We start from the raw sequence: 12,456 nt of genomic DNA on the forward strand, positions 1-12,456 counted from the left end.
ATTCTCTGTAAATGCATTCTAACTAAAGAAGATGTAAATCAAACGGTTAAATTATTCAACAAAGCCAAAATGACGATGAGACGTTCCCAATTATTTCTCCACGACGGGCTGATCGTCGGGAACTGTTCATCCCATTTGGCCGCGAAGGCATCCAGGGCCTCTTCAGCGCCCTCTAGCGTTGCGGAACTATAGATGGTGCGCAGGTCAGCAGCAACGGCCTTACGCTCTTTCCAGCCGACGTAGCGCAGCGAGTTCCGCACCTGATGCACAATGCAGAGCTGTACCCGCGTATGCGGGTAAACAGCTTCAATGGCATCAGGAAAGCCTTTCAGGCCATCGCAGCAGGCGACGAAGATGTCCTTTAGCCCACGATTTTTCAGTTCTGTCATCACAGATAACCAGAACTTGGCCCCCTCAGTTTTGGCTATCCATAGCCCCAGCAGCTCTTTTTCGCGCTGGCCGTTGACGCCGAGGGCCAGATAAACAGACTTGTTGGCCACGGCTCCGCCGTCCTGGCTTTTGACAACAATACAGTCAAGGTAAACAATGGGATAAAGCGCATCCAGCGGCCGTTGCTGCCAGCGCTTAACGTCATCCATCACAGCATTGGTCACTTGAGAAATGAAGCCAGCGGAAACATCGACCCCGTAGACTTCTTTAAAGTGTGCCTGAATATCACGGGTTGATAACCCTCTGGAATAGAGAGAAATAATGCGGTCATCGAAGCCGTTAAGCTGTTTTTCGTTCTTACCGATCAGTGTCGGCTCGAAGGTACTGTTGCGGTCGCGCGGAATATCGAGCTCGATCTCCCCATTTTGGCTACGTACGCTCTTGGATGTCTTGCCATTGCGGGAGTTGCCTGAATGATTACCTGCCGGGTCATGCTTAGCATACCCAAGGTGCATCTCCATCTCAGCTTCAAGAACCCGTTCCGCCAGTCTTTTAGTCAGCACCTTGAGTAGGCCTGATTCACCCAGCAGATCCTGAGGGGAGTGACAATCTTGAAGCAGTTGGTCAATAAGTTCGTTGCTGATAGGCATTTTGTTATCCTTTGAAGGTTTTCCTCAAAATGCCATTTACACAGATTATTTTACAGTCTCGTTGAACACGCCATCGCGGGTATCAAGCGCCTCGGTTGCATGACCCAAATTTTACGGAATCGTAGACCCTTTATTGATGATACCTTCTTACTCCTTAGCGCCGGTCTTTGGAATTTCCATCTCAGAACAGCGTAAAATTTACTTCAATCACCGAAACACCCTTATTTCACTATTAAGCAACACGCTTATTGTCCCCCGCCAGTGGCAATGCCCGACGGTTGGGGCTGCCCGCCGGTAAACAATCGCTTTCCAACTGAGTCATCTGAATGGCATTAAACGCTTTGGTGATGAGGGCGCCGGGTAAATGGCGCGCCAGCAGTTCGCTGGTGGTGGTTTGCGCACTGTCGAGCTCATCAACCTGACCATCGCGCTCCGGGTAATAATTGACAGCATCGAGTACCTGCTTGCCCGCCAGCAGCGCGGCAGGCAATTGATCGATTGCCGTCAGCGGAACGGCTATCACCACCACATCACCAAACTGAATGGCCTGTTCCACTGTTCCCGCCTGACAGCCCACCATCGAGCGGAAGCTGAACAGCGTTTGTGGGCCGCGTGAGTTACTGAGCATCACCTGATGCCCGGTGTTAACCGCGAGCGTGGCAATCGTTCTCCCGACAAAGCCTGCGCCAATAATGCCTATTTTCATGCTGATCTCCTGTTGAGTCATTCATCAACAGAGAGCGTAATTCACCACGAAAATAAGATAAAATGACAAATGGAACATAAATAAACAACCAGGTGGAGTGAATGATGGACAGGCTGACCAGCATGCACATCTTTGTTAAAGCCGCTGAGCTAGGCTCTTTTGCCGCAGTGGCAGAGGCGTTGCGTCTCTCCCCGCAAGGGGTGGCTAAGCATGTGGCTTGGCTAGAGGCGCGTCTGGGGGCAAGATTGCTCAACCGCACCACGCGGCGTCAAAGTTTGACCGATATCGGCCGCAGCTATTATGAACGCTGTAAGATTGTGTTGGCGGAAGTTGATGCGGCAGAGGCGATTGCGCTGGAGATGAAAGCCACGCCGTCAGGGACCATTCGGGTTAATGCGCCCGTCACCTTTGGCGCGGCTTTGTTGAATAATTTAACATGCTGATTTACATAATTATTATAACACTTCAACAACTAAGTTTTCCAGCCGTAATGCTTTTTATTGTGCTAACTACTTGATTTGTCGTTCTAACAAAATACAGTCTCTGTACATGCATTCTACCTAAAGAAGATGTAAATCAAACGGTTAAATTATTCAACAAAGCCCTTTGGCGCTTATGCGCTTGCGCCCTTTATTACCCGCTATCTCGATCGTTATCCGGATACGCAGATCGAACTGACGCTTAACGATCGCATGGTCGATCCGATTGAGGAAGGTTTTGAAGTGGTCGTGCGCATCGGTGAACGGGCCGACAGTTCGATGATCGCCTGGCCGTTAAGGCCCTATCGGCTGATGCCCCATTCCCACTCGAAACGCAACAAAGTGACCCACTTGCCAGAGTCGGATAAAATCACCGTTCTGGCCATACTGGAGAGCCTGTTGCATGCAGGGAAAACATCTGACTCAGAAAGAACGGTTCTACATCGAAAAGCGGCGTGGTGAAGGTGTCAACCAAGCTACCATCGCCAGAGAGCTTGCTCTGCCTCGCTCGACCATCAGCAGGGAACTCAGACGCAATACCGACCCTACTTTCAATGGTGTCTACTGCTGTAGAAGGGCGGACACTCTGGCCCGGGAACGCCGTCATAAGCCTCTGCCAAACAATGCTTTTTACCAGTTGGAGCCACACATTCAGAACTTCATCAGGCAGGCGCTTTGTAGTGGCATAGGCTTTGTTGAATAATTTAAGATACTGATTTATATAAGCATTATAAAATTTCAACGACTAATTTTTCCTCTCGGAATGCTTTTTATTGTGCTAACTATTTGATTTGTCGTTCTAACAAAATACATTCTCTGTAAATGCATTCTAACTAAAGAAGATGTAAATCAAACGGTTAAATTATTCAACAAAGCCAGTGGCATACTGAATTTGGCCACCTAAGTAGAGGTGATATGCTTACCTCATAATTTTTATAGGTGCCAAAATGAATAAAATAATTACTGCTGAATTTAAATGTGAAACCGCCAAATTAGTCCTTGACCAAAATTATACCTGCCAGGAAGCCGCGAAAGCTATGAACGTCAGTCTTTCAGCGATTAGCCGGTGGGTAAGAGCCCTTCGTTTAGAACGTCAAGGGAAAACATCGCCTGGTCTGCCATTAACACCTGAACAAATTGAGTTCAGAGAAATGAAGAAAAAAAACCACCGACTGGAAATGGAGAATGCCATCTTAAAAAAGGCTACTGCGCTCTTAATGTCCGACTCACTGAAAAATTCTCGGTAGTTGAAAAGCTAAGAGCGCTTTATCCAGTGAAAGCGTTGTGTCGTATTTTTAATGTTCACCGAAGCAGTTATCGCTATTGGTGTCGACCTAAGGAGCCAGATATTGAGCGGACGATAAAACGTAGCCTGGTCAGCGAAGCGTGGAACGTTAGTGTCGGGTCTGCGGGCGCAAGGACTATCGCCACGATGGTTACCAATACACACGACGTGAAACTTGGGCGGTGGTTAGCGGGTAAGTTGATGAAAGAATTAACCCTCGTTAGTTGCCAAACAAAAAAACATAAATACAACCGCGGTGGAAATGAACGTATTGATATTCCAAATCTGCTCAATAGGCAGTTCGCTGTTACCAAGCCTGACCAGGTTTGGTGCGGCGATGTAACCTATATTTGGACAGGCGACCGATGGGCGTATCTGGCGGTGGTATTAGATTTATTTGCCCGAAAACCCGTGGGTTGGGCAATGTCGTTTTCGCCAGATTCAGAATTAACAGCCAAAGCACTACAAATGGCTTGGGAACTGCGTGGGCATCCCAAACAAGTCATGTTTCATAGTGACCAAGGAAGCCATTACACCAGTCGTCAGTATAGGCAGGCATTGTGGCGTTATCAGATGACCCAAAGTATGAGTCGCAGAGGAAATTGTTGGGATAATAGTCCGATGGAGCGATTCTTCCGTAGTCTGAAGACTGAATGGGTGCCAACGACTGGCTACCAAAGCTTTAGTACTGCTCAATCATCCATTATTCGCTACATAACCCATTATTATAGCGATGTCAGACCTCACTGGTATAACGGTGGGTTAACACCAAATGAATCAGAACGGCTGTTCCATCAACAGTCAGGTAGGGTGGCCAAATTTAGTTGACCACTACACTTTCCACTCACTCTTCACCTGAAATCATCAGTGGCCGTTTGCACCTGGAATTCGATATATCTGTCAGCAAGAATACGCTATATCGCTATATCCTGCAGGAGAGACAGGCTGGCGGGGAGCTATATCAGCAACTTCCTCATCGGGGAAAACGTTACAGGTATAGCCAAGCGACTTAATTTTGATTACACCATATGGACTGAGAACAAACTCTCTGTATCGCAACCCATCTCTCTTTTTTTGCTTTTTGCTTGTGCCCATTTATGCTCAATTGGGTTAAGATCTGGCGAATATGTAGGCAAATACTCCACCATATACCCTGCATCGATGATGACTTGTTGAATATTATGTTTTTTGTGAAAAGTGGCATTGTCCATCATGATTACACTGTTTTTAGGGAGTACTGGGATAAGGACTTGTGTGACCCAGGCATAGAAAACATCGCTGTTAATATTGATATCAAATAATCCGATAGCAAACAGCGTTGTGCCTAATAAAGCGCCGATAACATTTGTTCTTCCCCTAGCTCCCCAGTTCTTCAGGCCAAAACACCGTTGACCTTTTGGGGAATAGCCGTGAGTCCGTGGGGCATCGTGTGAAAAACCACTTTCATCAATAAAAACAATAGGTTTGCCTTCTTTTTCATACTGTTGTTTTTTTTGTTGAAATCCCTGCCGGGCGTTTTCGTCGGCTTTCGGATGACGTAGAGTTTTTTTTATAGGTCAATCCCAGCTTTTTAAGCGCTTGCCAAATGGCCTTCTGACAAACGCCAAAACGCTCTGCACGTTCTTTTTGGTAAGCATCTGGATATTGTTCAACATCTTTTATCAACTCGGATTTATCGATCTTTCGCTGACGCGTGGTCGATGCTTTTGACTCTATTTGATTAATCCAACGCGATACAGAGGCAGGGCCAATCCGAAATTGCTTCGCTGTTTCTCGGATACTCAACCCTTCGTTTTTCCGTGTAGATATCACTTTACGTCTAAAATCAATTGAATAGCTCATTTAAATAATGTAATCAAAATTAAGTCGTTTAGCTATACAATGCCGAAAACCTCAAATCAGGCCCTATTCCCAACCGTGTTGGTATTGAGTATCGCCCAGCTCAAGCCGAGCTTAAACAGGAGCCTGGCCACTTCGAAATTGACACTATTTTTGGCAAAGACCAGAAGTCATTCTTGTTAACCATCGTAGATAAAGCATTGAAAACCTTCATCATTCTCAAACTGCCTAATAAGCGTACGGAGACTGTGGTTGCTGCTTTCAGGGACATTGAAGCTAATACCTTTTGCAAGTTTAAGACCCTAACAGCTGATAACGGCCCTGAATTCGCTCTGCACGAGCAAATTACTCAAATCACAGGGGCGCAGGTCTACTTTGCCCATCCTTATCATTCCTGGGAGAGGGGCCAACCGTACGTTATTCGCTTCCCAGCACGAAACCGTGGCGCAAGTTTCCGTCATGCCGTAACCGTAAATGACGCGCACCCCCATCGACTGGAAAAACAAAATGATATTCTCATCCAGATGCGCGCCAGCCGCAGGCATAAAGCGAATCTTAACGCCCAGCAGGTGACGCAGCTTGGTCAGCACCAGCCGATCGTCAGCGCGATGCAATAAGGTCTGCAACGTTGAGCGTGATTTACCCGAAATACGTGCCAGAAACGCCTTGCGCCCCTGCGCGATAGCCCAATTAAACAGCGTACGACGATGCCAGGGCGCCTGCGCGACTTTTTCGTGAATGGCGCTATACACTTTCTCGTAGAAACGCGGCACCGCACACATCACCGTCGGCGAAACGGCCTGCATGGCATTACGTACCAGATTGGTGTCGGTCAGATAAACGTTTTGCGCACCGGTGTGCATCATGTAAAACGACCAGGCGCGCTCAAACACGTGAGACAGCGGCAGGAAACTCAAAGAGATATCGTCCTGCGCGACACGCACAGACGCTCATCGTGCAACTTCAGCACCATCGCCATGTTGGCGTAATCCAGCATCACCCCTTTAGGCTCACCGGTGGTACCGGAGGTGTAGATCAAGGTGAAAAGATCGTCCAGATTACGCGCATCAATGCGCTGTTGCAGGGCGGGCTGCCAGTAGGCGTCATCAACATCGGCCTCAAACGCCGCCAGCGTCAGCGCCAACGGGCAGTGATGCAGATTCACATTGTCATCAAGCACAATGATGCGCTTAAGCTGCGGACATTCCGGCAGCAGCGCCAATACCGCATCATACTGTGGCTGAGAACCGACAAAAAGGGTGCGGATGTCCGCGTCATTGATAATAAACGCGGCCTGTGTAGCCGTGTTGGTGGCATAAATCGGTGCGGTTACTCCACGCACGTACAGCGTGGCGAGATCGGCCAGCGACCAGTTGAGCGAATTATGAGAAAACAACGCGACACGCTCTTGGGCATAAATCCCCAACGAGAGCAGTGCACAGGCAATGCGACGGATACGCACACCGGCCTGAAACCAGGTGAGCTGCGTTTCGCCAGAGGCAGACCATTCACGCAGTGCGGTACGGCCGGAACAATGGGCAATCTGGTGTTGGATACGTTCAACCAAATGGTATTGCGACAAATGGGTAGACATAATAAAAATGAGCCTGGGAAATTTCAGCGTACAACTGTTTATTATTTTGGCGCAGTCTACTGATCTTGCCAGAAACCGCAACGATCTTTCACGTTGGCATCACGGAAGGTTGACGCCACGCACATCTGCCCTATTGCGCCTCCTGCATGACGACGGCAACGCAAACGATTTCGTAACGACCGGACAAGGGCAAAACACCATTGCCACAAATGCTTGACATACCCACAAGAATCAAGTACCAATAATAACACGAGCAATGCCATCCCCGCCGCCCGCCGAGCGGCGCATGGTAAGTTAATTAGCCAACGAGATCAGACGAGATATCATGTTCAAACACACTTTCCTACTAGGCCTACTACTACACGCATCAACATTGCGCGGTATGCCTGTGAGTGAAAGTCAGAACTGATTTCACGTTACACAGAACGAAAAACCCGCGCCGATGCGCGGTTTTTTTTTACCCGTTCGGCGCTCGAATAAACACGATAAGGAATCTTTCCAATGAGCCAGCAGGTCATTATTTTCGATACCACATTGCGTGATGGTGAGCAGGCATTACAAGCCAGTCTGAGTGTAAAAGAGAAACTGCAAGTGGCCTACGCGCTGGAAAGATTGGGCGTGGACGTGATGGAAGTGGGCTTCCCGGTCTCTTCACCGGGCGATTTCGAATCGGTACAGACCATTGCGCGTCAGATCAAAAACAGCCGGGTGTGTGGTTTGGCTCGCTGCGTTGATAAAGATATCGATGTCGCCGCCGAGGCGCTGCGCGTTGCCGAAGCCTTCCGTATTCACGTATTCCTGGCTACCTCCACCCTGCACATCGAATCCAAACTGCGGTTGTCATTCGAGCAGGTGATTGAGAAAGCGGTTCACTCCGTCAAACGGGCGCGTAACTACACCGACGACGTAGAGTTTTCCTGCGAAGACGCAGGCCGCACCCCTATCGATAACCTGTGCCGTATCGTTGAAGCCGCGATTAACGCCGGTGCCACCACCATCAACATCCCTGACACCGTGGGTTACACCACGCCATATCAGTTCGGCGGCATTATCACCACGCTGTACGATCGCGTGCCGAACATCGACAAAGCGATTATTTCCGTGCACTGCCATAACGATCTGGGTATGTCGGTCGCCAACTCCATCACCGCGGTACAGGCTGGCGCACGTCAGGTAGAAGGTACGTTAAACGGTCTGGGTGAGCGCGCAGGCAACACCGCGCTGGAAGAAGTGATCATGGCGATCAAAACCCGTCAGGATCTGCTGAACGTCCACACCAATATCAATCATCAGGAAATCTATCGCACCAGCCAGTTGGTGAGCCAGATTTGCAACATGCCGATCCCCGGCAACAAAGCAATTATCGGATCTAACGCCTTCGCTCACTCGTCCGGTATCCATCAGGACGGCGTGCTGAAAAACCGCTCCAACTACGAAATCATGACGCCGGAATCCATCGGCCTGAAAGAAGTGCAGTTGAACCTGACCTCCCGTTCTGGCCGCGCAGCGGTGAAACACCGCATGGAAGAGATGGGCTATCAAGAAAGCGATTTTAATCTGGACCAGTTGTACACCGATTTCCTGAAGCTGGCCGACAAAAAAGGCCAGGTTTTCGACTACGATTTGGAGGCATTGGCCTTTATTAATAGCCAACAGGAAGACGAAGAGTTCTACCGTCTGGATGCCTTCAACGTGCAGTCTGGCTCCAACACGATTGCCACCGCATCAGTGCAATTAGCCTGTGGTGGCGAGGTGCAAGCTGAAGCCGCTACCGGCAACGGGCCGGTCGATGCCGTTTATCAGGCGATTAACCGCATCACGGGCTACGGCATTGAACTGGTGAAATATCAGTTGTCCGCCAAGGGCCAGGGACGCGATGCATTGGGGCAAGTGGATATCGTCGCCGCTTATCAAGGCCGTCGCTTCCACGGCGTGGGCCTGGCGACCGATATCGTCGAATCCTCCGCCAAGGCGATGGTCAACGTATTGAACAACATCAAACGCGCACAGTTAGTAGAACAAGAAATTCAGCGTTTGCAGCACCACAACAAACAACAAAATAGCCAGGAAACAGTGTGATGACAAAGAGTTACCATATCGCCGTCTTACCCGGTGACGGCATCGGCCCGGAAGTCATGGCGCAAGCCCATAAAGTGTTAGACGCGGTTCGCCAGCGTTTCGGTTTGCGTATCACTACCAGCGAATATGACGTCGGCGGCATCGCCATCGACCGTCAGGGCACGCCGTTGCCCCCCGCCACCGTCGCCGGTTGCGAGCAGGCTGACGCCATTCTGTTCGGCTCGGTTGGCGGCCCGAAATGGGAGCATCTGCCGCCGGCTGAGCAACCGGAGCGCGGCGCGCTGCTGCCGCTGCGTAAGCACTTCCGTCTGTTCTGCAACCTGCGCCCGGCTCGTCTGTATCAAGGGCTGGAGGCGTTTTGCCCACTGCGCAGCGATATCGCCGCGAACGGTTTCGACATTCTGTGCGTGCGCGAACTGATCGGCGGTATCTACTTCGGCCAGCCGAAAGGCCGTGAAGGCAGCGGCCAGCATGAGCGTGCGTTCGACACCGAGGTGTATCACCGTTTCGAGATCGAGCGTATCGCTCGCATTGCCTTTGAGTCGGCACGCAAGCGCCGCAGTAAAGTCACGTCTATCGATAAAGCCAACGTGCTGCAAAGCTCCATCCTGTGGCGTGAAATCGTCACCGAAGTCAGCAAAGACTACCCGGACGTGAAGCTGGCGCACCTGTACATCGACAACGCCACCATGCAGTTGATCAAAAACCCGTCCCAGTTCGACGTGATGCTGTGCTCCAACCTGTTTGGTGACATCCTGTCTGACGAATGTGCGATGATCACCGGTTCGATGGGTATGCTGCCTTCCGCCAGCCTGAACGAACAAGATTTCGGCCTGTACGAACCCGCGGGCGGTTCCGCGCCGGATATCGCGGGCAAAAACATCGCTAACCCGATCGCACAGATCGTGTCACTGGCACTGTTGTTACGCTACAGCCTGGAAGCCGATGACGCGGCTAACGCCATCGAAAACGCGGTAAACACCGCGCTGGCCGAAGGCTACCGCACTGGCGATCTGGCTAGCCGTGACGGCAAAGCCATCAGCACCGACGAAATGGGCGACGCCATTGCCCGCTTTGTGGCGCAAGGGGTGTAACCATGAGCAAGACCTTATACCAGAAGTTGTTTGATGCCCACGTGGTGTTCGAAGCGCAGAATGAAACGCCGCTGCTGTATATCGACCGCCATCTGGTGCATGAAGTCACCTCGCCGCAAGCCTTTGACGGTCTGCGCGCCATGGGGCGCAAACTGCGCCAACCGGGCAAAACCTTTGCCACCATGGATCACAACGTCTCTACCCAGACCAAAGACATCAATGCCTGTGGTGAAATGGCCCGCATCCAGATGCAGGAATTGATCAAGAACTGCGCCGAGTTTGGCGTGCAGTTGTACGATCTGAACCACCCGTATCAAGGCATCGTCCACGTTATCGGACCGGAACAGGGTATGACCCTGCCGGGTATGACCATTGTGTGCGGCGATTCCCATACCGCAACCCACGGCGCCTTTGGTTCACTGGCGTTTGGGATTGGCACCTCCGAAGTGGAACATGTGATGGCGACGCAAACCCTGAAACAGGGCCGCGCCAAAGCCATAAAAATTGAAGTGACAGGTCAGGCCGCGCCCGGCATCACCGCGAAAGACATCGTGTTGGCGATTATCGGTAAAACTGGCAGCGCAGGCGGTACCGGTCACGTGGTGGAGTTCTGTGGCGACGCCATCCGCGCGTTGAGCATGGAAGGCCGCATGACACTGTGTAACATGGCGATTGAAATGGGTGCAAAAGCCGGTTTAGTCGCGCCGGATGAAACCACGTTTGCCTACCTGAAAGGCCGTCAGTTCGCGCCTAAAGGCGCCGACTGGGATGCTGGCGTGGCGTACTGGAGAACGTTGAAATCCGATGCAGATGCCGTGTTTGATACCGTCGTCACCCTGGATGCCGCCGATATCGCGCCGCAGGTAACCTGGGGCACCAACCCCGGTCAGGTTATCGCCGTGAACCAGAATATCCCCGATCCTGAATCCTTTAGCGATCCGGTTGAGCGCGCTTCTGCCGCCAAAGCGCTGGCGTATATGGACCTGCAACCGGGCATCAAGCTGACAGATGTCGCCATCGACAAAGTGTTTATCGGTTCCTGTACCAACTCGCGTATCGAAGATTTGCGCGCTGCCGCTGCTATCGCCAAAGGGCGTAAAGTGGCCGCTGGCGTGCAGGCTATCGTGGTACCCGGCTCTGGCCCGGTGAAAACCATGGCCGAGTTGGAAGGTCTGGATAAAGTGTTTATCGACGCCGGGTTCGAATGGCGTCTGCCGGGCTGCTCCATGTGTCTGGCAATGAACAATGACCGCCTGAACCCCGGTGAACGCTGTGCATCCACCAGCAACCGTAACTTTGAAGGCCGTCAGGGACGTGCGGGTCGTACCCACCTGGTCAGCCCGGCGATGGCTGCCGCCGCCGCCGTGACAGGGTATTTCGCGGATATCCGCGAATTACCTTCGTCCACGAATTAATAAGGAGACGCCTGATGGCTAAATTTACCCAACATACCGGGCTGGTCGTGCCGCTGGATGCCGCCAACGTGGACACCGATGCGATCATCCCCAAGCAGTTTTTGCAGAAGGTGACGCGTACCGGTTTCGGCCAACATCTGTTTCACGACTGGCGTTTTCTGGACGACGCTGGGCAGCAGCCCAACCCGGAGTTTGTGCTGAATAAACCTCGTTATAAAGGGGCTACCATTCTGCTGGCGCGCGAAAACTTCGGCTGTGGCTCCTCCCGTGAGCATGCTCCCTGGGCACTGACTGACTACGGTTTTCACGTGGTGATCGCCCCAAGCTTTGCGGATATTTTCTATGGTAATGCGTTTAACAACCACTTGCTGCCGGTAAAACTGAGTGATGCCGATATCGACGACCTGTTCAAACTGGTCGATGCGACACAAGGCATTACCTTCACAGTGGATCTGGAAGCACAAACGGTCGATGCTGGTGGGAAAACATACCCGTTTGAAATCGATAGCTTCCGCCGTCACTGCATGATTAACGGGCTGGACAGCATCGGCTTAACCTTACAACACGAAGAAGCGATTGCACGCTACGAACAGCAGCAACCGACATTTTTGCGTTAAGCCACAAGGCACCGCTCTGCGGTGCCTTCTATTTTACCGCCCCATACCTTCGCCAAACGCCTCTCTCAGCGCATCGACAAAACAGCGAATCTTGACCGTTTGCCGCCGGGCCGCAGGTACCAGCACATGCATCGGGCGGGCTGGGCCTTCATAGTCAGGCAGAACCTGAACCAAACGTCCGGCTTCAATCTCTTTGCCCAACACATCGGCGGGACTCAAGGTGACGCCATAACCTTCGATAGCCGCATACAACAGCGCTTTCCAGTCATTAAGCGTGTTGCTTAATAGTGAAATAAGGGTGTTTCGGT

Annotated in this window: 10 protein-coding genes and 7 pseudogenes; 11 read left to right on the forward strand and 6 right to left on the reverse strand. The window is 51.4% G+C overall.

Annotated features, from left to right (window positions below; genetic code table 11):
- Nucleotides 1-68: 68 nt before the first annotated feature.
- Nucleotides 69-1,040: pseudogene (locus ACQGXV_RS18330) on the reverse strand (IS256 family transposase); the annotation flags it as partial.
- Between the two features lie 241 nt (nt 1,041-1,281).
- A pseudogene (locus tag ACQGXV_RS18335) lies at nt 1,282-1,746 on the reverse strand (NADPH-dependent F420 reductase); the annotation flags it as partial.
- A 104-nt stretch (nt 1,747-1,850) separates the two neighbouring features.
- Between ACQGXV_RS18335 and ACQGXV_RS18340 the strand changes: the two are divergent.
- From ACQGXV_RS18340 to ACQGXV_RS18360, 5 genes and pseudogenes are all read left to right on the forward strand, one after another.
- A pseudogene (locus ACQGXV_RS18340) lies at nt 1,851-2,171 on the forward strand (LysR family transcriptional regulator); the annotation flags it as partial.
- A 180-nt stretch (nt 2,172-2,351) separates the two neighbouring features.
- A pseudogene (locus ACQGXV_RS18345) lies at nt 2,352-2,540 on the forward strand (LysR substrate-binding domain-containing protein); the annotation flags it as partial.
- A gap of 88 nt (nt 2,541-2,628) precedes the next feature.
- Entirely contained in the window at nt 2,629-2,928 is a 300-nt protein-coding gene (locus tag ACQGXV_RS18350) for a helix-turn-helix domain-containing protein (RefSeq protein WP_440867134.1), read from the forward strand.
- Nucleotides 2,929-3,172: 244 nt separating this feature from the next.
- A protein-coding gene (locus ACQGXV_RS18355) for an IS3 family transposase (RefSeq protein WP_440867135.1) occupies nt 3,173-4,338 on the forward strand; the annotation gives its coding sequence in 2 pieces (ribosomal slippage) (nt 3,173-3,428 and nt 3,428-4,338; 1,167 coding nt in all).
- The gene (locus tag ACQGXV_RS18360; protein WP_440867136.1) at nt 4,335-4,523 is read left to right on the forward strand and encodes a hypothetical protein; all 189 of its coding nucleotides are present in this window, start codon (nt 4,335-4,337) and stop codon (nt 4,521-4,523) included. Before ACQGXV_RS18355 ends, ACQGXV_RS18360 begins: the two co-directional genes overlap by 4 nt.
- 6 nt (nt 4,524-4,529) lie before the next feature.
- Here ACQGXV_RS18360 and ACQGXV_RS18365 read toward each other — a convergent pair whose 3' ends face one another.
- Nucleotides 4,530-5,063 (reverse strand): IS630 family transposase, encoded by a 534-nt coding sequence (locus tag ACQGXV_RS18365; protein WP_440862665.1) that lies wholly within the window; start codon nt 5,061-5,063, stop codon nt 4,530-4,532.
- Nucleotides 4,987-5,352: an IS630 transposase-related protein gene (locus ACQGXV_RS18370; protein ID WP_440862584.1), complete on the reverse strand. Its 366-nt coding sequence runs from the start codon at nt 5,350-5,352 to the stop codon at nt 4,987-4,989. The genes ACQGXV_RS18365 and ACQGXV_RS18370 overlap by 77 nt, the downstream gene beginning before the upstream one ends.
- Before the next feature lie 83 nt (nt 5,353-5,435).
- On the opposite strand from ACQGXV_RS18370, the pseudogene ACQGXV_RS18375 reads away from it, so the two are divergent.
- Nucleotides 5,436-5,699, forward strand: a pseudogene (locus ACQGXV_RS18375) (transposase); the annotation flags it as partial.
- Nucleotides 5,700-5,723: 24 nt separating this feature from the next.
- Here the strand turns inward: ACQGXV_RS18375 and ACQGXV_RS18380 are convergent.
- Nucleotides 5,724-6,943, reverse strand: a pseudogene (locus ACQGXV_RS18380) (AMP-dependent synthetase/ligase); the annotation flags it as partial.
- Nucleotides 6,944-6,950: 7 nt separating this feature from the next.
- Between ACQGXV_RS18380 and ACQGXV_RS18385 the strand changes: the two are divergent.
- The 5 genes from ACQGXV_RS18385 (at nt 6,951) to leuD (ending at nt 12,148) form a co-directional block, all read left to right on the forward strand.
- A complete protein-coding gene (locus tag ACQGXV_RS18385) occupies nt 6,951-7,160 on the forward strand; it encodes a hypothetical protein (RefSeq protein WP_440867137.1) in 210 nt (69 codons plus the stop codon).
- 284 nt (nt 7,161-7,444) lie between these two features.
- Nucleotides 7,445-9,022, forward strand: coding sequence for a 2-isopropylmalate synthase (gene leuA / locus ACQGXV_RS18390; protein WP_440867138.1), 1,578 nt, complete (start codon nt 7,445-7,447; stop codon nt 9,020-9,022).
- Nucleotides 9,022-10,116, forward strand: a complete 1,095-nt coding sequence (leuB, locus tag ACQGXV_RS18395) for a 3-isopropylmalate dehydrogenase (RefSeq protein WP_440867501.1) — start codon at nt 9,022-9,024, stop codon at nt 10,114-10,116. The genes leuA and leuB overlap by 1 nt, the downstream gene beginning before the upstream one ends.
- A gap of 2 nt (nt 10,117-10,118) precedes the next feature.
- Nucleotides 10,119-11,531, forward strand: coding sequence for a 3-isopropylmalate dehydratase large subunit (gene leuC, locus ACQGXV_RS18400; RefSeq protein WP_440867139.1), 1,413 nt, complete (start codon nt 10,119-10,121; stop codon nt 11,529-11,531).
- 14 nt (nt 11,532-11,545) lie between these two features.
- Entirely contained in the window at nt 11,546-12,148 is a 603-nt protein-coding gene (leuD, locus tag ACQGXV_RS18405; protein ID WP_440867140.1) for a 3-isopropylmalate dehydratase small subunit, read from the forward strand.
- Between the two features lie 33 nt (nt 12,149-12,181).
- On the opposite strand, the pseudogene ACQGXV_RS18410 reads toward leuD, so the two are convergent.
- Nucleotides 12,182-12,418 (reverse strand): annotated as a pseudogene (locus ACQGXV_RS18410) (LysR substrate-binding domain-containing protein); the annotation flags it as partial.
- Nucleotides 12,419-12,456 lie beyond the last annotated feature (38 nt).

Source organism: Symbiopectobacterium purcellii (genome assembly GCF_052050035.1).
In the GTDB taxonomy this organism is placed as follows: Bacteria; Pseudomonadota; Gammaproteobacteria; order Enterobacterales; family Enterobacteriaceae; genus Symbiopectobacterium; species Symbiopectobacterium purcellii_A.